19 protein-coding genes are annotated in these 19,690 nt (G+C 66.6%); 8 read left to right on the top strand and 11 right to left on the bottom strand.

Annotated elements, in window-relative coordinates; translation table 11 throughout:
• Positions 1–72: 72 nt before the first annotated feature.
• The 5 genes from KDK82_RS08085 to cyoA all read right to left on the bottom strand — a co-directional run bounded on the left by KDK82_RS08085 (position 73) and on the right by cyoA (position 5,043).
• Positions 73–786 (bottom strand): SURF1 family protein, encoded by a 714-nt coding sequence (locus tag KDK82_RS08085; RefSeq protein ID WP_088164509.1) that lies wholly within the window; start codon positions 784–786, stop codon positions 73–75.
• Positions 787–857: 71 nt separating this feature from the next.
• Entirely contained in the window at positions 858–1,298 is a 441-nt protein-coding gene (gene cyoD / locus KDK82_RS08090) for a cytochrome o ubiquinol oxidase subunit IV (RefSeq protein ID WP_012205885.1), read from the bottom strand.
• The gene (cyoC, locus tag KDK82_RS08095; RefSeq protein ID WP_012205884.1) at positions 1,299–1,931 is read right to left on the bottom strand and encodes a cytochrome o ubiquinol oxidase subunit III; all 633 of its coding nucleotides are present in this window, start codon (positions 1,929–1,931) and stop codon (positions 1,299–1,301) included. It abuts the gene before it with no gap.
• Positions 1,924–3,930 carry a cytochrome o ubiquinol oxidase subunit I gene (gene cyoB, locus KDK82_RS08100; RefSeq protein WP_013802159.1) on the bottom strand — a complete coding sequence of 669 codons (2,007 nt, stop codon included), beginning with the start codon at positions 3,928–3,930 and terminating at the stop codon, positions 1,924–1,926. Before cyoB ends, cyoC begins: the two co-directional genes overlap by 8 nt.
• 66 nt (positions 3,931–3,996) lie before the next feature.
• A complete protein-coding gene (gene cyoA / locus KDK82_RS08105) occupies positions 3,997–5,043 on the bottom strand; it encodes a ubiquinol oxidase subunit II (RefSeq protein WP_012205882.1) in 1,047 nt (348 codons plus the stop codon).
• 298 nt (positions 5,044–5,341) lie between these two features.
• Between cyoA and KDK82_RS08110 the strand changes: the two genes are divergently transcribed.
• Positions 5,342–6,679: an MFS transporter gene (locus KDK82_RS08110; protein ID WP_013802160.1), complete on the top strand. Its 1,338-nt coding sequence runs from the start codon at positions 5,342–5,344 to the stop codon at positions 6,677–6,679.
• A gap of 57 nt (positions 6,680–6,736) precedes the next feature.
• Here KDK82_RS08110 and KDK82_RS08115 read toward each other — a convergent pair whose 3' ends face one another.
• Positions 6,737–7,078 (bottom strand): hypothetical protein, encoded by a 342-nt coding sequence (locus KDK82_RS08115; RefSeq protein WP_088164510.1) that lies wholly within the window; start codon positions 7,076–7,078, stop codon positions 6,737–6,739.
• Between the two features lie 88 nt (positions 7,079–7,166).
• On the opposite strand from KDK82_RS08115, the gene KDK82_RS08120 reads away from it, so the two are divergent.
• The 4 genes from KDK82_RS08120 to KDK82_RS08135 all read left to right on the top strand — a co-directional run bounded on the left by KDK82_RS08120 (position 7,167) and on the right by KDK82_RS08135 (position 12,578).
• Positions 7,167–7,400: a hypothetical protein gene (locus tag KDK82_RS08120; RefSeq protein WP_143343409.1), complete on the top strand. Its 234-nt coding sequence runs from the start codon at positions 7,167–7,169 to the stop codon at positions 7,398–7,400.
• A 113-nt stretch (positions 7,401–7,513) separates the two neighbouring features.
• Positions 7,514–10,138 (top strand): alanine--tRNA ligase, encoded by a 2,625-nt coding sequence (gene alaS, locus KDK82_RS08125; RefSeq protein WP_065346358.1) that lies wholly within the window; start codon positions 7,514–7,516, stop codon positions 10,136–10,138.
• 88 nt (positions 10,139–10,226) lie between these two features.
• On the top strand, positions 10,227–11,318 hold the full coding sequence (locus KDK82_RS08130) for an ABC transporter substrate-binding protein (protein ID WP_088164512.1): 1,092 nt from the start codon (positions 10,227–10,229) through the stop codon (positions 11,316–11,318).
• Between the two features lie 9 nt (positions 11,319–11,327).
• Positions 11,328–12,578 (top strand): sensor domain-containing diguanylate cyclase, encoded by a 1,251-nt coding sequence (locus tag KDK82_RS08135; RefSeq protein WP_012205877.1) that lies wholly within the window; start codon positions 11,328–11,330, stop codon positions 12,576–12,578.
• Between the two features lie 22 nt (positions 12,579–12,600).
• Here the strand turns inward: KDK82_RS08135 and KDK82_RS08140 are convergent, their stop codons facing one another.
• From KDK82_RS08140 to KDK82_RS08160, 5 genes are all read right to left on the bottom strand, one after another.
• On the bottom strand, positions 12,601–13,623 hold the full coding sequence (locus KDK82_RS08140; protein ID WP_088164513.1) for a GGDEF domain-containing protein: 1,023 nt from the start codon (positions 13,621–13,623) through the stop codon (positions 12,601–12,603).
• Positions 13,624–13,657: 34 nt separating this feature from the next.
• Positions 13,658–14,437 (bottom strand): tRNA (guanosine(46)-N7)-methyltransferase TrmB, encoded by a 780-nt coding sequence (gene trmB / locus KDK82_RS08145; RefSeq protein WP_088164514.1) that lies wholly within the window; start codon positions 14,435–14,437, stop codon positions 13,658–13,660.
• Positions 14,438–14,477: 40 nt separating this feature from the next.
• Positions 14,478–15,416, bottom strand: a complete 939-nt coding sequence (gene gluQRS / locus KDK82_RS08150) for a tRNA glutamyl-Q(34) synthetase GluQRS (RefSeq protein ID WP_088164515.1) — start codon at positions 15,414–15,416, stop codon at positions 14,478–14,480.
• Between the two features lie 55 nt (positions 15,417–15,471).
• Positions 15,472–16,599, bottom strand: coding sequence for an NAD(P)/FAD-dependent oxidoreductase (locus KDK82_RS08155; protein ID WP_088164516.1), 1,128 nt, complete (start codon positions 16,597–16,599; stop codon positions 15,472–15,474).
• Positions 16,600–16,733: 134 nt separating this feature from the next.
• Entirely contained in the window at positions 16,734–17,672 is a 939-nt protein-coding gene (locus KDK82_RS08160) for a LysR family transcriptional regulator (RefSeq protein WP_034394359.1), read from the bottom strand.
• Positions 17,673–17,805: 133 nt separating this feature from the next.
• On the opposite strand from KDK82_RS08160, the gene KDK82_RS08165 reads away from it, so the two are divergent.
• The 3 genes from KDK82_RS08165 to KDK82_RS08175 all read left to right on the top strand — a co-directional run bounded on the left by KDK82_RS08165 (position 17,806) and on the right by KDK82_RS08175 (position 19,689).
• The gene (locus KDK82_RS08165) at positions 17,806–18,507 is read left to right on the top strand and encodes a pirin family protein (protein ID WP_034394356.1); all 702 of its coding nucleotides are present in this window, start codon (positions 17,806–17,808) and stop codon (positions 18,505–18,507) included.
• A 44-nt stretch (positions 18,508–18,551) separates the two neighbouring features.
• Positions 18,552–18,959, top strand: a complete 408-nt coding sequence (locus KDK82_RS08170; protein WP_013802170.1) for a DoxX family protein — start codon at positions 18,552–18,554, stop codon at positions 18,957–18,959.
• A gap of 160 nt (positions 18,960–19,119) precedes the next feature.
• Positions 19,120–19,689: a flavodoxin family protein gene (locus tag KDK82_RS08175; protein ID WP_088164517.1), complete on the top strand. Its 570-nt coding sequence runs from the start codon at positions 19,120–19,122 to the stop codon at positions 19,687–19,689.
• Position 19,690: the final 1 nt, after the last annotated feature.

Genomic DNA, 19,690 nt, shown 5'->3' on the forward strand with positions numbered 1-19,690 from the left:
TGGCGTAAAAAAGGCCACCGATGTCATCGGTGGCCCTGTTGCCTGCAGCGACGGCTTTACGGCCTTACGGCTTTACGGCTTGCTGCTTGCCTGCCGGTCATTGCGCCTGACCAGCCAGGCCGCGCCGACCACCATCAGCGCCAGCCCGTACCAGGTCAGCGCATAGACCAGGTGGCTGTTGGGGAAGCGGATCACGGTCATGCCCGGGCGCGGCCAGGTGCCGTCTGCCACGGGCTGGCCCGGCAGGCCTGCGTCGATGAAGTAGGGGGCTGCATGGGCCAGGCCCTGGGCCTGTGCAATGGCCGCCACATCGCGCGAGAACCAGCGCTGCTGCGCGGGATCGTTCTCGCGCAGGAAGCCGCCGCGCGGCTCGCTGATGCGCAGCAGGCCGGCCACCGTCACCTGGTCCTGGGGGGCCTGTGCGGGCTGATCCTGCCAGCGCGCGCGCTGCGCTGTGGGAATGAAGCCCCGGTTCACCAGCACCTGGTTGCCGTCGTCCATCTGCAGCGGCGTCAGCACCCAGAAGCCGGCGCCCAATTCGGTCACGGCCTGGGTCAGCACGGTCTTGCCGGCCAGCCAGTGGCCGCTGGCCTGCACGGCGCGGTACTCGTGGTCGGCGGCCGTGATCTGCGGCCATTCGGCGGGCGGGGGCAGGGCAGCGGGCGCGGCGTGCACGCGCTGGTCCACGCGCTCTATCAAGTCCAGCTTCCAGGCACGGCGCTGGACCTGCCAGCTGCCCAGGAAGATGAAGCCCAAAAACAAGGCGATGCCCACCGAGATGAGCATCGCCTGAGCGAGTGGGCCACGCCGGCGCGATGCGCCGGCGTGGCTGGAGGGCCCGGAGTTTCCGGATGCGGTCAAGGCGTGACCGAGGCCGGAGCCGTCTGCGCGGCAGGGTCGGCCGGCATGGTGTGCTGGGGCATCATGTTGGTGTTCATGTGGAACATGACCCACAGGGTGCCCGCAATGCCGATGGCCACGAAGACCACGGTGAAGATGGTGGACAACAGGGTCCAGCCGCCTTCGATCTTGCCGTTCATGTGCAGGAAGAAGACCATGTGGACCAGGATCTGCACCACGGCGAAGCCGCCGAGCACCATCACGGCCGTTGCACGGTCCGAGATGACATTGCTCATCACCAGCCAGAACGGGATGGCCGTCAGGATGATCGAGAGCACGAAGCCCCACATATAGCCCGAGAACGTGCTGTGCGGGCCTGCGTCGTGGTGGTGATCGTCATGGCCGTGATGGTCGTGGTGACCGTGGCCATGGCCGGCGTGGATGTCGTGTGCAGCCATTTACAGCACCCCCATCAGGTAAACAAAAGTGAAGACGCCGATCCAGACCACGTCCAAGAAGTGCCAGAACATCGACAGGCACATCAGGCGGCGGTTGTTCTCGTGCGTCAGGCCGTGCTTGTTGATCTGGATCATCAGTGTGACCAGCCAGATCAGGCCGAAGCTCACGTGCAGGCCGTGGGTGCCCACCAGCGTGAAGAACGAGGACAGGAAGGCGCTGCGCTGCGGGCCCGCGCCCTCGTGGAGCAGGTGGGAGAACTCATAGAGTTCCAGGCCCAGGAAGCACAGGCCGAACAGGCCGGTGATGGCCAGCCACAGCTGGGTGCCGCCCAGCTTGCCCTGCTGCTTTTGCAGCATGGCGAAGCCGAAGGTGATGGACGACAGCAGCAGGAAGGCCGTGTTCATCGCCACCAGGGGCAGGTCGAACAGCTGGGCGCCCGTGGGGCCTGCAGCGTAGTTGCGGCCCAGCACGCCATAGGTGGCGAACAGCGCTGCAAAGATCAGGCAGTCGCTCATCAGGTAGAGCCAGAAGCCCAGAGCGGTGCCGTTTTCGGGATGGGGCTCCTCGGCGAGGTGGTACTCGCGCGGGGCCAGGGCGGCAGCGCCGCCTGCGGTGTAACGGGTATCAGACATGACGTGCCAGCTGTTGTGTGCGCAGTTCTTCCGTGGCCGCGACTTCCGCGGCGGGGATGTAGTAGTCGCGCTTGTAGTTGAACGTGTGGATGATCGACGCCAGCACGGTGGCGGCGAACGACGCAATGGCCAGGGGCCACATGTGCCAGATCATCGCGAAGCCGAAGACCGTGGACAGCGCTGCGATCACGACGCCGGCGCCGGTGTTGGACGGCATGTGGACGGGCTTGAAGCCGGTCAGCGGACGCTGGTAGCCGTGCTTCTTCATGTCCCACCAGGCATCGATCTCATGCACCACGGGCGTGAAGGCGAAGTTGTACTGGGGAGGGGGCGAGGAGGTGGCCCACTCCAGCGTGCGGCCTTCCCATGGGTCGCCGGTCACGTCACGCAGCTGGTCGCGCTTGAAGTAGCTGACCACCAGCTGGATCAGGAAGCTGCCGATGCCCAGTGCCACCAGACCGGCGCCCAGGGCGGCGATCACGAACCAGATCTGCAGCGAGGGGTCCTCGAAGTGGTTGGCACGGCGTGTCACGCCCATCAGGCCCAGCACGTACAGCGGAGTGAAGGCGACCCAGAAGCCGACCAGCCAGAACCAGAACGAGCACTTGCCCCAGAACTCGTCGAGCTTGTAGCCGAAGGCCTTGGGGAACCAGAAGTTGATGCCGGCGAACACGCCGAACACCACGCCGCCGATGATCACGTTGTGGAAGTGGGCGATCAGGAACAGGCTGTTGTGCAGCACGAAGTCGGCCGGGGGAACGGCCAGCAGCACGCCGGTCATGCCGCCGATGGCGAAGGTGCACATGAAGCCCACGGTCCACAGCATCGGCACCGTGAAGCGGATGCGGCCGCGGTACATGGTGAACAGCCAGTTGAAGATCTTGGCGCCCGTCGGGATCGAGATGATCATCGTCGTGATGCCGAAGAAGGTATTCACGCTGGCGCCGGAGCCCATGGTGAAGAAGTGGTGCAGCCAGACCAGGTAGGACAGGATGGTGATACACACCGTCGCGTACACCATGGAGGTGTAGCCGAACAGGCGCTTGCGGCTGAAGGTGGAGACGATCTCCGAGAAGATGCCGAAGCAGGGCAGGATCAGGATGTAGACCTCGGGGTGGCCCCAGATCCAGATCAGGTTCACGTACAGCATGGGGTTGCCGCCCAGCTCGTTCGTGAAGAAGTTCGTGCCGACGTAGCGGTCCAGCGACATCAGCACCAGGGCTGCGGTCAGGATGGGGAACGAGGCCACGATCAGCGCGTTGGTGCACAGGGCGGTCCAGGTGAAGACGGGCATCTTCATCAGGTTCATGCCGGGTGCGCGCATCTTGATGATGGTCACGATCAGGTTGATGCCTGACAGCGTGGTGCCGACGCCGGCCACCTGCAATCCCCAGATGTAGTAGTCAAGCCCGACCCCGGGGTTCTGCGCCCCCAGGTTGGACAGTGCCAGCCAGCCGGAGGTGGAGAACTCGCCCAGGAACAGCGAGATCATCACCAGCACGGCGCCGCCCGTGGTCATCCAGAAGCTGAAGTTGTTCAGGAACGGGAAGGACACGTCGCGGGCGCCGATCTGCAGCGGCACCAGATAGTTCATCAGGCCGGTCACGAAGGGCATGGCCACGAAGAAGATCATGATCACGCCGTGGGCCGTGAAGATCTGGTCGTAGTGGTGCGGAGGCAGGTAGCCCAGGTTGTCGCCGAAGGCCATGGCCTGCTGCAGGCGCATCATCAGCGCGTCGGCAAAGCCGCGCAGCAGCATGACCAGACCGAGGATCATGTACATGATGCCGATCTTCTTGTGGTCGATGCTGCACAGCCAGTCGCGCCACAGCGGGCCCCACAGGCGGAACTTGGTGAGCAGGCCCAGCACGGCAAGGCCGCCGAGCACCACGGCGATGAAGGTAGCCAGCACGATGGGCTCATGCGCCATCGGGATGGAGTCCCAAGTGATGCGTCCCAGCAGCCAGTGGGCCTGTGCCGGGGAGGTATGTTCAGACATATCGAGTCTCTTAGGTCGTGATGGGCGCGGGCGGCGGTCTGGCCGTCGTCCGCGTCCGCTAACTGCTTATTGCTGCGCAGCGGCTGCGGAGCCGTCGCGCTGGTCCAGGAAGGCCACGACGCGGTCGGCGTTTTGCACCGTGCACACATCCTGGGGCAGGTTCATGCCCACGGCCTTGAGATAGGCTTCGCCGCCGGCAGCGTCGATGGCCATCATGTGATGCATGCACATCTTGCCTTCTTCGACACAGCGGTTGAGCACCTTGTCGTACAGGCCTTCGTCCACCGTGGCGAAGCGCTCGACCGGGTTGCGCTCGCTGGGCTTGACCAGGTTCAGGTAGGTATCGCGCGTCAGGGCCTTGCCTTCGGACTTGGCCTTGGCAACCCACTGATCGAACTCTTCGTTGCTCAGGCCGTGGAACTTGAACGTCATGCCCGAGAAGCCGGCGCCGCTGTAGTGCGATGCCAGGCCGTGGAACACGCCGGGCTTGTTGATCACGGCGTTCAGCTCGGTCTGCATGCCGGGCATGGCATAGATCATGCCGGCCAGGTCAGGCACGTAGAAAGAGTTCATCGTCGAGGTGGCGGTCAGCTTGAAGTGGATGGGACGATCCACGGGAGCGGCCAGCTCGTTGACGGTGGCGATGCCTTTTTCAGGGATGAAGAACAGCCACTTCCAGTCCATGGCCACGACCTGCACCTCCAGCGGCTTGACATCGGTGCTCAGCGGCTTGGTGGCCGAGACGCGGTCCAGCGGACGGTAGGGGTCCAGCTTGTGGGTGCTGATCCAGGTGATGGCGCCCAGCGCGATGATGATCATCAGCGGCACGGACCAGATCACCAGCTCCAGCGTGGTGGAGTGGTGCCATTCGGGGTCGTAGTGGGCCTCGGTGTTCGACTGGCGGTATTTCCAGGCGAAAAGCAGCGTGAGGATGATCACCGGGATGATGATGATCAGCATCAGCAAGGTGGCCGTGACCACCAGGTTGCCCTGCTGCGCGGCGATGTCGCCGGCGGGGTTGAGCACGACGGCTTTGCTGCAGCCAGTGAGACTGGCTGTCAAAGCGGCCGCGGTGAGCCACGCAGGCCCACGGAGTTCCTTGATTTTTAGCATGCTAGGGGCGCAACAAGAGCGCGTTTACATAGAAACGCGGATTACAAGATCCGGGCAAATGTATTACGAAGTATAAATTTGTCCATTGGACATTTTGTCCAACGTCAAGGAGAACCCGGGAACTTTCTGCTACCTGGGCGGGTGCGCGGCAGGTGCCTGGCGGTCCGGAGGCCGCATTTTCGCGTCGCGCGCAGCAGGACAAACACCAAGGCCGGTCGAGGTGGAAACCGCCTTGCGCCAGATCAAGTGAGGGCGTAGAACAGAGTTGTCAGTGAGACGAGACAAGGAGCATCCATCTATGAGCGGCCTCGACACAACTGCAAGCTTCCCCGGCGGAAGCTATGAGAGCAAAGAATCTCTGTCCCGCGCCGACACCCACGAAGATGTCACGCCCAACGAAATCGCCGTCGGCGTGATCATCGGGCGATCCTCGGAGTACTTCGACTTCTTCGTGTTCGGCATCGCCTGCGTGCTGGTCTTCCCGGCACTGCTGTTTCCCTACCTTTCCAAGCTCGACGGCACGCTGATGTCGTTCGCCATCTTCTCGCTGGCCTTCGTGGCCCGGCCGCTGGGCACGGCGCTGTCCATGGCCGTGCAGCGGCGCTGGGGGCGGGCGACCAAGCTGACGCTGGCGCTGTTTCTGCTGGGCGTGTGCACCGTGGGCATGGCCTTCCTGCCCAGCTACCAGCAGGCGGGGGTGAACGCCATCATCGTGCTGGCGCTGCTGCGCATAGGCCAGGGCATTGCGCTGGGCGGCTCGTGGGACGGCCTGCCGTCGCTGCTGGCCATGTCGGCGCCCAAGAACCGGCGGGGCTGGTACTCGATGATGGGCCAGTTGGGCGCGCCGCTGGGCTTCGTGCTCGCGGCAGGGCTGTTTGCCTTCATCTACGCCCATGTGGGAGCCGACGAGTTCCTCAGCTGGGGCTGGCGCTATCCCTTCTGCGTGGCCTTTGCCATCAACGTCGTGGCACTGTTCGCCCGGCTGCGCCTGGTCGTGGGCCAGTCCTACACCGAACTGCTGCAGCAGCGTGAGCTGGAGCCCATGGGCGTGTTGCCGCTGATGCGCGACGAAGGCCGCAACGTGGTGATCGGCGCGTTTGCCGCCCTGGCCAGCTTTGCGCTGTTCCACCTGGTGACCATCTTCCCGCTGTCCTGGATCTCGCTGTACTCGGACCAGTCGGTGACCCATGTGCTCGGGGTGCAGATCGTGGGCGCCTTCTGTGCGGCTGCCGCCATCATGGTCTCGGGCTGGCTGGCCGACCGCGTTGGCCGGCGCAACACGCTGGGCACCATGGCCTGCCTGATCGGCATCTTCAGCTTCCTGGCGCCCTGGCTGCTGGGCAGCGGAACGATGGGGAACAACGTGTTCATCATCGTCGGCTTCATCCTGCTGGGCCTGTCCTATGGCCAGGCGGCCGGCACGGTGACGTCCAACTTCCCCTCACGCTATCGCTACACGGGTGCCGCGTTGTCCTCGGACATGGCCTGGCTGGTGGGCGCGGCATTCGCTCCGCTGGTGGCCCTGGGCGTGTCCTCGCGCTTCGGACTGGTGGCGCTGGGGATCTATCTGCTGTCGGGTGCGCTGTGCACGCTGGCGGCACTGGGCATCAACCGCGCCATCGAGACGCGCGACTGAACGGGCCCTCGCAAGCCAAAGGCCGGCTCTGCCGGCCTTTTTCGTTGTGACTTCGCCTCAGGGGTTTTCACCGTAGCGCTGCTTGAAGTCGAATTCGAGCCTGTCGCAGTCCTGCACCGATTCAAACTGCTGCGTCTTGCGCTCGGCCTCTGGCCGCGCGGTTTCCTTGCGGCAGATCTTGATGGTTTCGCGCTCCACCCAGCGCGCCTCGCCTTCGGGCGTGGACAGCAACTGTCCAGCCAGCATGAGCACAGCGAAGAAGGCCACAGGCAGGCCGATCAGCCAGGGCACGATGCGGCTTTTTGGCGGCTTGGGCGGTTTGGCCGGATCGGATCCGTGGGCGCTGGCAGCGGGGGCCGGTTCGCTGGAATGAGGCTCGGGTGTCTGTGGTTGCGCCATGGTGTGCTTGCTGTGGTTCCGGCTGGAGATTATCCAGGGCGCCCATCGCGCGCAGTCTGAGCGGGATCAGGGAACGGCGAGATCGCCTGTGCTAGCCATCTCCCTCATCTCCTGCACCAGCCATTTCTCCAGCGCAAGAATGTCGGCCCTGCGGCCCGGACGGGGCGTCACCCACAGCTGCAGGCGCCGTGGACCGGCCAGCTGCGCGCCGCTGTTGCGCGCGCATGGCAGCGATCCGGCCAGCGACGGGCTGGAGATCGTGCTCAAGGGCGGGCAGATGGGAGGAGAGGCCTTCTTTGGCCAGGTGCGTGATGGAGGCTAGGCAGGGCTCGCTGCCGCAACCATGGGGCAAACCTATAATGCGCGTTGGTCCCGACGGGACACCCTCCCACCAGGGACAGCGCCCCGCGTGCGCGCTCCGAACTCCTAGACACCATGAGCACACCCACTTTCACCGTTGCCGACATTCGCAAGAGCTTTCTGGACTTTTTCGCATCCAAGGGCCACACCATCGTGGAGTCGAGCCCCCTGGTGCCCGGCAACGATCCGACGCTGATGTTCACCAACTCGGGCATGGTCCAGTTCAAGGACGTGTTCCTGGGCACCGACAAGCGCCCCTACAAGCGCGCCACCTCGGTGCAGACCTGCCTGCGCGCAGGCGGCAAGCACAACGATCTGGAAAACGTGGGCTATACGGCCCGCCACCACACCTTCTTCGAGATGCTGGGCAACTGGTCCTTCGGCGACTACTTCAAGCGCGAGTCGCTCAAGTGGGCCTGGGAGCTGCTGACCGAGGTCTACAAGCTGCCCAAGGAACGCCTGCTGGCCACGGTCTACGCCGAGGACGACGAGGCCTACGACATCTGGACCAAGGAAATCGGCCTGCCGCCCGAGCGCGTGATCCGCATCGGCGACAACAAGGGCGGCCGCTACAAGAGCGACAACTTCTGGATGATGGCCGACACCGGCCCCTGCGGCCCCTGCTCGGAAATCTTCTACGACCACGGCGCGCACGTGGCCGGCGGCCCTCCGGGCAGCCCTGACGAAGACGGCGACCGCTTCATCGAGATCTGGAACAACGTGTTCATGCAGTTCGACATGGACGAGCAGGGCAACGTCAAGCCACTGCCCGCGCCCTGCGTGGACACCGGCATGGGCCTGGAGCGCCTGGCCGCCATCCTGCAGCATGTGCACAGCAACTACGAGATCGACCTGTTCCAGGCGCTGATCAAGGCCGCTGCGCGCGAGACGCACATCGCCGACATCGAGACCCCCTCGCTCAAGGTGATCGCCGACCACATCCGCGCCACCGCCTTCCTGGTGGCCGACGGCGTGATCCCCTCCAACGAAGGCCGCGGCTACGTGCAGCGCCGCATCGTGCGCCGCGCCATCCGCCACGGCTACAAGCTGGGCCAGAAGACCCCGTTCTTCCACAAGCTGGTCAAGGACCTGGTGGCCGTGATGGGCGATGCCTATCCCAAGATCCGCGAGCAGGAAGCGCGCATCACCGAAGTGCTGCGGGTCGAGGAAGAGCGCTTCTTCGAGACCCTGGCCAACGGCATGGAAATCCTGGACGCGGCGCTGGCCGGTGGCGCCAAGGTGCTGCCCGGCGACGTGGCCTTCAAGCTGCACGACACCTACGGCTTCCCCCTGGACCTGACCAACGACGTCTGCCGCGAGCGCGGCCTGAGCGTGGACGAGGCGGGCTTCCAGACCGCCATGGAAGAGCAGAAGAACAAGGCCCGCGCAGCAGGCAAGTTCAAGATGGACCGCGCCCTGGAATACACGGGCGATGCCAATGCCTTCACGGGCTACCAGAAGCTGGCCGAGGCCGCCAAGGTGGTGGCGCTGTATGCCGAAGGCAGCGCCGTGCAGGAACTCAAGGCCGGCCAGAGCGGCGTGGTCGTGCTCGACACCACGCCTTTCTACGCCGAGTCCGGCGGCCAGGTGGGCGACCAGGGTGTGATCAGCACCGCAGGCGCACGCTTTGCGGTCGAGGACACGCTCAAGATCAAAGCCGATGTGTTCGGCCACCACGGCGTGCTGGAGTCCGGCAGCCTCAAGGTGGGCGATGCCGTGCAGGCCGAGGTGGACACGCAGCTGCGTGCGGCCACCATGCGCAACCACTCGGTCACGCACATCATGCACAAGGCCCTGCGCGAAGTGCTGGGCGATCACGTGCAGCAAAAGGGCTCGCTGGTCAACGCCGAGCGCACGCGCTTCGACTTTGCCCATAACCAGCCCGTGACCGCTGAAGAGATCCGCGAGATCGAACGCCGCGTGAACGCCGAGATCCTGGCCAACACGCCCACCGATGCGCGCGTGATGGACATCGAATCGGCCAAGGCCACGGGCGCCATGATGCTGTTCGGCGAGAAGTACGGCGACTCCGTGCGCGTGCTGGACATCGGCAGCAGCCGCGAGCTATGCGGCGGCACCCACGTGCAGCGCACCGGCGACATCGGCCTGTTCAAGGTGGTGGGCGAAGGCGGCGTGGCCGCTGGCGTGCGCCGCATCGAGGCGGTGACCGGCGAGAACGCGCTGGCCTACCTGCAATCGCTGGAATCCACGGTGGACCAGGCCGCCGCCGCGCTGAAGGCGCCGACAGCCGAGCTGAACACCCGCATCGGCGGTGCGCTGGAGCAGATCCGCGCGCTGGAGAAGGAAGTGGCTGCGCTCAAGGGCAAGCTCGCTTCCAGCCAGGGCGACGAGCTGGCCGGCCAGGCCGTGGACGTCAAGGGCATCAAGGTGCTGGCCGCCAGGCTCGAAGGCGCCGACGCCAAGACCCTGCGCGACACCATGGACAAGCTCAAGGACAAGCTGGGCGCCGCAGCCATCGTGCTGGCCGCCGTCGATGGCGACAAGGTGCAACTGGCCGCAGGCGTGACCAAGGCCGAGACCTCGCGCATCAAGGCTGGCGATCTGGTGAACTTCGTGGCCAGCCAGGTCGGCGGCAAAGGCGGCGGCAAGCCCGACATGGCCATGGCCGGCGGCACGGACGCTTCGGGCCTGCCCGCGGCGCTGGCCGGTGTGCAGGCCTGGGTGGCAGAGCGCGTCTGACCCAGCTGCGCGGCAGATGATTCCTGCTGCCCCTTCTTCGGGACGCCCCGGTGGACTCCACCGGGGCGTCTTGCCGTGGGCGCTGCGTATGACCTACATGGCCTGGGTGATGGGCGTGCTGGCGCAATCGGCCGCTGCCGCCGCGCAAAGCGTGGTCTTCATCAACCCCGGCCGGTCCGACGAGCGCTACTGGACCACGGTCAGCGAGGCCATGCAGGACGCGGCCAACAGCCTGGGCATGCAGCTGCAGGTCCGCTATGCCCAGCGCGACCACCTGCGCCCCATCGAGATTGCGCGCCAGATTGCCGCCTTGCCCAAGGCGCAGCGGCCCCGCTACGTGATGTTTACCAACGACTACAGCGTGGCGCCTGAAATCCTGCGCACGCTGGAGGCCGCAGGCATCGACAGCTTCATGGCCTTCAGCGGCGTGCCCGAGACATTGCGCGGCCAGACAGGCGTGGCGCGGGAGCGCTATCGCCACTGGCTGGGCAGCCTGGAGCCGGGCGCCGAAGAGGCCGGCTACCTGACCGCCAAGTCACTGTTCGCCGCTGCACGGGCGTCGGGCCAGGCGCGTGCGGCCGATGGCCGGCTGCACATGGTGGCCATTGCCGGGGACCGCTCCACGCCCTCCTCGGTGGAGCGCAATGCCGGCATGCGCCGCGCGGCGGCCGAGGCCAGCGACGTGGTGCTGCAGCAGGAAGTCTTTGGCGAATGGCGCCGCGAACGCGCCGAGCAGCAGGCGGCCGTGCTGTTCCAGCGCTATCCCGAGGTTCGCCTGGTCTGGGCGGGCAACGACGAGATGGCCTTTGGCGCCATGCAGGCCTGGCGGGCGCGGGGCGGCTCGCCGGGGCGTGACGCCTTCTTCAGCGCCATCAATTCATCGGCTGCCGCCATGACGGCGCTGCGCACGGGCGAGCTGTCGGCACTGGCGGGCGGCCATTTCCTGACCGGCGCCTGGGCCCTGGTCATGCTCTACGACCATGCGCACGGCGCCGATTTCGCCTCCGAAGGGCTGGAGCAGGTGCGGCCCATGTTCACGCTACTGGACAAGTCCCAGATCGACCGCTACGAGCACAGGATCAGTGCGCCGCTGGCCCCTCTGGACTTTCGCAGCTACAGCAAGCACCTCAATCCCCGGCTGCGGCGCTACGGATTCGAGCTCAAGCACCTGCTGCGCTGAGCGCCTCCCATGCCCCGCTTCCGTTCGATCGCCTCCCTGCTGATCCTGCGCATCATGCTGCTGGCCGTGGCCTGCATGCTGGTGTTTGGCGGCGCCCACGCCTGGTGGGAGTACCGCAAGGGGCAGCAGGAGTTTCGCCGCTCCATGGAGACGCTGGTGGCCAACAGCATGATCTCGCTGTCCGCCGCGCTGTGGGACATAGAGCCGGCCCTGGTGCGCGAGCAGGTGCAGTGGCTGGGCAAGCTGCCCCTGGTGGGACATGTGCAGCTGCGCGTCACCTCCACGGGCGAGATGTACGAGGCGGGCGAGCCCAGGGATGGCCGCGCGCCCGCCGTGTCCATGCTCATTCCGGCACCGCGTCACAGCCAGTCCAGCCTGCCGCTGGGCGAACTGCAGGTCTGGGAGAACCGGGGCCACTACCTGGAGGTGCTGCGCGACTCCACGCTGCGCGTGCTGCTGGGCTATGCGCTGTTCACGGCCCTGGTCTGCCTGATGGTGGCCTGGGTGATGCGCAGGGAACTGCGCCAGCCGCTGCAGCAGATTGCGGGCTTTGCGGCCAACCTCAAACCCAATGAGTTGTCGAGGCCCTTGGTGCTGGAGCGGGCGCGGCGCGGGCAGCGCGACGAGATCGACATGGTGGTGCAGGGCTTTGGCCAGTTGCAGCATGACCTGCGCGGCCACATCGAGCATCTGGACCTGCTGGTGGCCCAGCGCACGGCCCAGCTGGAGGAGCTGGTGGAAGAGGTCAAGCGCATGTCGCTGACCGATGCGCTGACCGGATGTCTCAACCGCCGCGCCATGGACGAGCGCCTGGCCTCCGAGGTCGCCCAGGGCCAGCGCCTGGGTGCGGCTCTGAGCGTGATGTTCGTGGACGTGGACCGCTTCAAGCAGGTCAATGACAGGCACGGCCATGCCGCAGGCGATGCCGTGCTGCGCGAGGTGGCACTGCGTTGCCGGCACGCACTGGAGCGGGAGCCTTCGGCGCAATGGATGGCGCGCTATGGCGGTGAGGAGTTCCTGATCGTGATGCCCGGTGTGGCTGCGGCCCAGGCCTGGGCGCTGGCCGGGCAGCTGCGCGAGGCCATACGCTCCACGCCCATACAGGTCCATGGCCTGGAACTGGCGGCGACGGCCAGCTTTGGCGTGGCGCAACTGCAGGGCGCCGAGAGCGCGCAGGAACTGCTGCAGCGCGCCGATGCCATGCTCTACGAGGCCAAGCACGCCGGGCGCGACTGCGTGCGCGTGGCCGGCCTCACCTGAACGGCACGGCGCCAGGGCCGGCTCAGAACAGTTCGATATCGTTGCTGTTCACCTGGGGGGCCAGCAGCCCCTGGGTGATCAGATCACCGTAGTACCAGGTCTGGTTGCGGCCATGCTCCTTGGCGTGGTAGAGGGCCTGGTCGGCATGGCCCAGCACCTCCACGGGTGCGCCCGTGCCCATGGCGGCAAAGCCCGTGCTCACGGTGATGCGGCCGACCTGGGGGAACTCGTAGCTCTCCACGTCGTGGCGCAGGCGCTCCAGCGCCTTGCGGGCATTGACCAGGCTGACCGAGCGCAGCAGCACCACGAATTCCTCGCCGCCGAAGCGGAACACACGGTCCTTGGCGTCGAAGCAGCTGCGCAGGATGTTGGCCACCAGGATCAGCACCTCGTCGCCATACAGGTGGCCAAAGCGGTCGTTGATGCGCTTGAAATGGTCGATGTCGATGGCGGCCAGCCACTGGCCGGGAACGTCTTCCGTGGCCACGCCCGGCATGGCCATCGGCGGCTCCTGCAGCGACAGGCGCAGGAACTGCTCGTCGAAGGTCTTGCGGTTGAGCAGGCCGGTCAGCGCATCGCGTTCGCTGTAGTCCAGCAGGCTCTGGTAGTTGTGATAGACGCCGAAGATGCCCTGGATCACATCGAGCCGGCTGGGCGAGAAGGCCGTGGACTGCGTGATCTCCAGGCAGTGGTAGGCCGTCTCCTGGCGCCACAGCGGCAGCCACAGCACGTGCTGGCCATCGGGCTGCACGGCCGAGGCGATGAGGGCACGCTGCTGCAGCGCCTGCTGCAGCGCGGGCATGGAGGCCAGCTCCACGCTTTGCGGGTCATACAAGGCCTCGGCATCGGTGGACATGACCTGATCGCCCTGGCTCCAGGTGCGCGCACGCACGCAATGCCTGCCGTCGGGCATGGCGAACAGCTCCAGCGCCCGCACCTGCACCACGCCATTGAGCTTGAACAGGGTGGACAGCACCGAGATTTCCAATCGCAGATGGTCCCTGTGGGCCGTCATCTCGACCAGATTCTGTAGCAATGGCTGCATGCGAGGCCTTGTATTGGAAGAGGGCGCGACCGGCTCAGCGGCGCTCAAACACCAGATCCCACACACCGTGGCCCAGGCGGATGCCACGGTTCTCGAACTTGGTCAGCGGCCTGTAGTCGGGCTTGGCGGCATAGCCCTCGGCCGTGTTGGCCAGCAGGGGTTCCGCGCCCAGCACCTCCAGCATCTGCACCGCATAGGGCTCCCAGTCGGTGGCGCAGTGGATGTAGCCACCGGGACGCAGCCGGCGTGCCAGCTTGGCCACCAGAGGCTCCTGGATCAGGCGGCGCTTGTTGTGCTTTTTCTTGTGCCAGGGATCGGGGAAGAAGATGTGGATGCCGTCCAGGCTGGCCTCGGGCAGCATGTTGTCGATGACTTCGACGGCGTCGTGCTGCAGGATGCGGATGTTGGAGATGTCCTGCTCGCCAATGCGCTTGAGCAGGGCGCCCACGCCGGGCTCGTGCACCTCGCAGCACAGGAAGTTGTCATCGGGGCGCACGCGCGCAATGTGGGCCGTGGCCTCGCCCATGCCGAAGCCGATCTCCAGGATCAGGGGTGCCTGGCGGCCATAGGTGGCCGAGGCGTCCAGCGGCGCGGCCTGGTAGTTCAGCACGAAGCGCGGACCCAGCTCCTCGAAGGCCTTGGCCTGGCCTGTCGTGGTGCGGCCGGCGCGGCGCACATAGCTCTTGATGGTCTTGGGATGGGCCACGCCCTCGGGCGGCTGGCCGGTACGGGCGGCCGCAGGTGTGGAGGGCGAAGAGGAATCGTGCGGCGCACCGGGGGCAGCGGACATGGTGTTCTGGGTATCGCCGTCCATGGACTGCTCGGCTTGGGGGGAAGAAATTGGGTTCACGGGCTCAATTGTATGTATGGCGCCAGCCCATTACCCAGAACTGCAGCGCTTCGCCCAATGTGGCCTGGGGTGATGGCTGGGGCAGTCCCAGGTGGGCGGCTGCGGTGCGCAGCGCGGTCACAGGGGCGCTCAGGTCCAGTGCGGGGGCGCCGTGCTGCTTGGAAAGCTTTTCGCCGTCGGGCATGAGCACCAGCGGCGTGTGCAGGTACTGCGGGTGACCTATGCCCAGGGCGCGCTGCAGCAGCATCTGGCGGGGCGTATTGTCGGCGAGGTCGGCGCCGCGCACCACATGGGTGATGCCCTGCAGGCCGTCATCGACGACTACGGCCAACTGGTAGGCCCACAGGCCGTCGGCCCGGCGCAGGACAAAGTCGCCCGCGCCGTGGACCACATCCTGCTGCTGGGCGCCCAAGCGGCGGTCCTGCCAGTGCAGCACGGGGTCGTGGCGGGTGAAGCGGTCCAGCGCAAAGCGCCAGGCCCGGGCGCTCTTGCCGTGCAGGCCGTCGCGGCAGGTGCCGGGGTAGGGCCGCTCCACATGGCGCTCATGGGCCCAGCCCAGGTTCTCCCAGGCTGCCTCGATGTCCTTGCGCGTGCAGCCGCAGGGATAGGCCAGGCCGCCGGCCTTGAGCCGCTCCAGTGCGCTTTCGTAGAAGGTGTGGCGGCGGGACTGCCAGACGGGCTCTTCATCCGGCAGCAGGCCGCAGGTGGCAAGCTGGTTCAGGATGGCGGTGTCGGCACCCGGCTGGCAGCGCGGAGGGTCTATGTCCTCGATGCGCACCAGCCAGCGGCCGCCATGGGCGCGTGCATCCAGCCAACTGGCCAGCGCCGCCACCAGGGAGCCTGCATGCAGCAGGCCCGTGGGTGAAGGCGCAAAGCGGCCGACATACGGGGATGGGGCAGGTGCGGAGCCGGTTTCGGCGGATTCAGGGGCGGCGGGAATCATCGGGGCCGGATGTTAAGGCCTTGCGCCGCCCCCTGCCAGGACCTGGTGGCCTGGTTCAGTCTGCAACCAACGCCAGGGCCATTTCCAGTCCCGAGACAAAGGCATCCTCCACGCGGCGGCCAATGCACCAGTCGCCGCACAGGCCCAGGCCCGCATCCTTGTTGCGCAAATGGCTGCGGCCCAGCGGCGACAGGGTCTGCGCATGGGGCCAGAGGTAGACGCTGGCATGGCGGGGAGGGATGCGGATGCGCGTGATCTCGCCAAAGGCCTTCTGCATCTTGGCCAGCACGCGCGGGGCGTCGTCGGCGCGGTGCTCCTGCGACCATTGGGGGCTGGCCAGCACGGTCCAGCGTTCGCTTTGGGAGCGGCCCGGCTTGGAGGATTCACGTGCCACCCAGACCGCGCGCTCATGCGTGGTGCGGGCTGCATTCCACTGCGGCCCCAGGGTGGACAGGCCGGCCTCGGTGGCCATGGGGTAGGACAGCGTCAGCGCCCAGCAGGGCGCCATTTCCACGGCCGCCATGCCCTGCACCAGCGACAGGGCCAGGGGCGTGGTCTGCAGCAGCTGGCGCGCCTGTGGAGCGGGCAGGGCGAGTATCACTTCATCAAAGCCTGCGCGGATCTGCGTGGTCGGCTCGGTAGTCTCCACATGCAGGCTCCAGCCCTGCGGGCCGGGCTGGCGTTCGAGCTTGGTCACGCGCTGGCCCAGGTGCAGGCGGTCGGCATCCCACAGCGGCGCGGCCCAGGCCAGCGGCAGGGCCTGCATGTCGGGCGTGGCCACCCAATGGGCTTCGGTAGGTGCGGGTGCAGCGCTGGACTGGCGGCCCTGCGCATCCAGCACGCGCAGCGTGCTCACGCTCCAGGGGCGGCACAGGCCGGGCACGGTCTGCAGGGCCAGCTCGAAGCGCTTGTCGCGCACGGTGAAATACTGCGCGCCGATGTCGAAGGCGCCATGCGCGGCGTTGACAGAGCGCATGCGCCCGCCCACCTGGGGCAGCCGCTCGTAGACATGGACATCGTGGCCGGCCTGCATCAGCGTGCGTGCGCAGGCCAGGCCCGCCATGCCGGCGCCAATCACGGCAATGCGGCGTGCGCCGGCCTTGGGGCGCGCCTTGGAGGCTTCGGGGGGCTTGGTGGCCTTTTTCTTGACCGTGGACTTGGAGGCAGCGCGGGAAGCGTTCATGGAGCAGACCTTTGCGGGCAGTGGCAGATTCCGGGAAGCATGTCCTTTCCGGCCTGTTGCACCGCAGCGGCGTGGCAGGCCGGGACCTGTAACCACTCTACACCCGCGAAGACCGCCCGGCGGCGTGCGCCAGCTCAATGTCGGTGATGATTTTCCATGAGAGCGCGGCGCGTGGCGGGGCTCTCCAACTGCTGCAGCCACCACTGCAGCGCGCGCGGGGGGACCTGCTGCGGCGGGCAGGACCATGCGTAGTGCATGCGCACATTGCGCGAGGGCCGGGCGACCTGGCGCGTCACCAGCAGGCCGGCCTGCACATAGACGTCGGCCATGAAATGGGGCAGGAAGCCGCAGCCTATGCCGCGCACCTGGGCCTCGATCTTGGCCTGCATGGAGTCCACGGTGAAGATGTCCTGGCCGCTGAGCAGGCCCATGCTGGCGCTGTCGCGCAGGCCTGAATCGGCCACGGCGATGATGCGGTGCTGCAGCAAGGTGGCGTCGGTGATGGGCTCGGGCGCCGTGGCCAGCGGATGGTGGGGCGCCACGGCAAAGACGAAGTCCAGCTCGCCCAGCTCGCAGGCCTGCAGGCCCGCTACGTTGCTGGAGTTGACCGCCACCCCGATGGCCAGGTCGGCCCGGCCCGAGGTCAGCGTCTCCAGCGTGCCGGTGAGGATGCCGTCGCGCAGCTTCAGCCGCGTGGGTGGCTGCATGGCGTAGAAGGCCTCGACCAGCTCCAGCATCGGCGTGCGCGCCACGGCACCATCGACCACGATGGTCAGATGCGGCTCCCAGCCCGTGGCCACGCGGCGCACACGATGCGCCACGGTGTCGATCTCATGCAGCAGGCGCACCCCCTCGCGCAGCAGCTCCCGGCCGGCCTCGGTGGGCTGGGCGTGGCGCGAGCGGCGGTCGAACAGCAGCACGTCCAGCGCATCTTCGATCTGGCGCACACGGTAGGTCAGGGCACTGGGCACCAGGCCCAGCTGGCGTGCAGCGGCGGCAAAGCTGCCGGCCTCGGCAATGGCCTGGAGCATGGCCAGGCTGTCGGGGGTGAGCACATCGCGGGGGCTGGGCATGGGGCGTTATGGCTTCAAAAGCTTTGAATGATGCCATCAATCCTGCTGCGCCTTGCCTGCGGCAGCGGCTTCTACAGTGGAGCCATCGACGCAAGAGTTTCGAAGATCTGACACGTTGGAAAGGGACAAAAACATGATCGCCCTGCGCAAATCCCGGGAACGCGGCCATGCCGACCATGGCTGGCTGCGCTCGCACCACAGCTTCTCGTTTGCGGGCTACCACGATCCGCGCCACATGGGCTTTGGCAACCTGCGCGTGATCAACGAAGACCACATCGCCCCGGGCACGGGCTTCGGCTCCCATGGCCACAAGGACATGGAGATCATCAGCTACGTGCTCGAAGGCCGGCTCTCGCACAAGGACAGCATGGGCAACGAGCAGACCATCTCGCCCGGCGAGGTGCAGCGCATGAGCGCCGGCTCGGGCGTGGTCCACAGCGAGCACAACCATGCGCCGGGTCAGACCACGCATTTCCTGCAGATCTGGCTGCTGCCCAGCGAGACGGGCATAGCGCCCGGCTATGCGCAAAAAGCCTTTGCCGACGAGGAAAAGCGCGGCCGGCTGCGCCTGGTGGCCTCGCCCGATGGCGCCGAGGGCTCGGTCAGCGTCCATGCCGATGCCCGGCTGTATGCAGGCCTGTTCGACGGCGATGAGCAGGCCGAGCTGGAACTGCCCGCCGGCCGCAAGACCTATGTGCACCTGGTGCGCGGCGCGCTGAGTGTCAATGGGCAACGGCTGACAACGGGCGATGCGGCCCTTGTGGAGAATGAACCGCGACTGCGCCTGCACGACGGGGAACAGTCCGAGGTCCTGGTGTTCGATCTGCAAGCCTGAGAGCGTGCACAGCACGCTCTGAAGATTCACGAGGAGTACCCATCATGTTGAACCGTCTGAGCAACCCGCTGGCGCTGGCCGGCCGCATCCTGATCGCGCTGATGTTCGTGCCTGCGGGCTTTCAGAAAATCGGAGGCTTCGCCGGGACCGTGGGCTATGCGGCCTCGGTAGGCATGCCCATGCCGCAGATCGGCGTGGCCATTGCCCTGGTGGTGGAGATCGTCGGCGGCTTGGCCTTGCTGCTGGGCTGGTGCACGCGCTGGGCGGCCTTGGTGCTGGCGTTCTTCACGCTGGTGGCCAGCTTCTTCTTTCACGCCTACTGGAGCGTGCCGGCCGACGCGGCCATGATGCAGCAGTTGCTGTTCTGGAAGAACATCGCCGTGACTGGCGGCCTGCTGGGCTTTGCCGCCCACGGTGCCGGTGGCTGGAGCGTGGATGCGCGTCGCCATTGAGTGGGTCGGGCAGCGTTGGCCATGCCCTGATTTTTGTTAGGCTACTGCCTTGAGTGGGCCCCGCAGCAGCGCTGCGGGGCCCTTTGGCGTGGATGGATTGATGAATGCGGCGCTGGCTGGCCTGTGGCTGCGCAGGGCGTCCGAGGATTGGATTTCTTGTATGGCAGATATCGTGGTGGTCTACCACTCGGGTTACGGACACACCCAGCGCATGGCCCAGGCCGTGGCCGACGGCGCAGGCGCGCGCATGCTGTCGATCGACAGCGACGGCCAGTTGCCTGCGGGTGGCTGGGAGTTGCTGGCGGCGGCAGACGCCATCATCTTTGGATCGCCCACCTACATGGGCGGGCCGAGCTGGCAGTTCAAGCGCTTTGCCGATGCCTCTTCCAAGCCGTGGTTCGTGCAGGCCTGGAAGGACAAGCTGTTCGCCGGCTTCACCAACAGTGCCAGCGTCAACGGCAACAAGCAGACCACGCTGGACTACCTGTTCCAGCTGGCCATGCAGCATGGTGGCCTGTGGGTGGGCAGCGGCATGCTGCCGTCCAACGCGCGCGCCGCGCAGCGCAATGACCTCAACTGGATAGGCGCCTTCAGCGGTGCCATGGCGCAATCGGCCTCGGATGCCTCGGCCGCCGAGATGCTGCCGGGCGACCTGGAGACGGCGCGCGTGTTCGGCGAGCGCGTGGCGCAGCAGGCGCTGCGGCTGATGCGCCAGGCCGGCGCGGCTTGAT

It is taken from the genome of Delftia sp. K82, from assembly GCF_002193035.1.
GTDB classification, from domain to species: domain Bacteria; phylum Pseudomonadota; class Gammaproteobacteria; order Burkholderiales; family Burkholderiaceae_C; genus Comamonas; species Comamonas acidovorans.

Bases quoted from the DNA above. Each gene is read 5' to 3' on its own strand.
- KDK82_RS08085 (WP_088164509.1), bottom strand. From the start codon at position 786: ATGCTCATCTCGGTGGGCATCGCCTTGTTTTTGGGCTTCATCTTCCTG.
- cyoD (WP_012205885.1), bottom strand. From the start codon at position 1,298: ATGGCTGCACACGACATCCACGCCGGCCATGGCCACGGTCACCACGAC.
- cyoC (WP_012205884.1), bottom strand. From the start codon at position 1,931: ATGTCTGATACCCGTTACACCGCAGGCGGCGCTGCCGCCCTGGCCCCG.
- cyoB (WP_013802159.1), bottom strand. From the start codon at position 3,930: ATGTCTGAACATACCTCCCCGGCACAGGCCCACTGGCTGCTGGGACGC.
- cyoA (WP_012205882.1), bottom strand. From the start codon at position 5,043: ATGCTAAAAATCAAGGAACTCCGTGGGCCTGCGTGGCTCACCGCGGCC.
- KDK82_RS08110 (WP_013802160.1), top strand. From the start codon at position 5,342: ATGAGCGGCCTCGACACAACTGCAAGCTTCCCCGGCGGAAGCTATGAG.
- KDK82_RS08115 (WP_088164510.1), bottom strand. From the start codon at position 7,078: ATGGCGCAACCACAGACACCCGAGCCTCATTCCAGCGAACCGGCCCCC.
- alaS (WP_065346358.1), top strand. From the start codon at position 7,514: ATGAGCACACCCACTTTCACCGTTGCCGACATTCGCAAGAGCTTTCTG.
- KDK82_RS08130 (WP_088164512.1), top strand. From the start codon at position 10,227: ATGACCTACATGGCCTGGGTGATGGGCGTGCTGGCGCAATCGGCCGCT.
- KDK82_RS08135 (WP_012205877.1), top strand. From the start codon at position 11,328: ATGCCCCGCTTCCGTTCGATCGCCTCCCTGCTGATCCTGCGCATCATG.
- KDK82_RS08140 (WP_088164513.1), bottom strand. From the start codon at position 13,623: ATGCAGCCATTGCTACAGAATCTGGTCGAGATGACGGCCCACAGGGAC.
- trmB (WP_088164514.1), bottom strand. From the start codon at position 14,437: ATGGACGGCGATACCCAGAACACCATGTCCGCTGCCCCCGGTGCGCCG.
- gluQRS (WP_088164515.1), bottom strand. From the start codon at position 15,416: ATGATTCCCGCCGCCCCTGAATCCGCCGAAACCGGCTCCGCACCTGCC.
- KDK82_RS08155 (WP_088164516.1), bottom strand. From the start codon at position 16,599: ATGAACGCTTCCCGCGCTGCCTCCAAGTCCACGGTCAAGAAAAAGGCC.
- KDK82_RS08160 (WP_034394359.1), bottom strand. From the start codon at position 17,672: ATGCCCAGCCCCCGCGATGTGCTCACCCCCGACAGCCTGGCCATGCTC.
- KDK82_RS08165 (WP_034394356.1), top strand. From the start codon at position 17,806: ATGATCGCCCTGCGCAAATCCCGGGAACGCGGCCATGCCGACCATGGC.
- KDK82_RS08170 (WP_013802170.1), top strand. From the start codon at position 18,552: ATGTTGAACCGTCTGAGCAACCCGCTGGCGCTGGCCGGCCGCATCCTG.
- KDK82_RS08175 (WP_088164517.1), top strand. From the start codon at position 19,120: ATGGCAGATATCGTGGTGGTCTACCACTCGGGTTACGGACACACCCAG.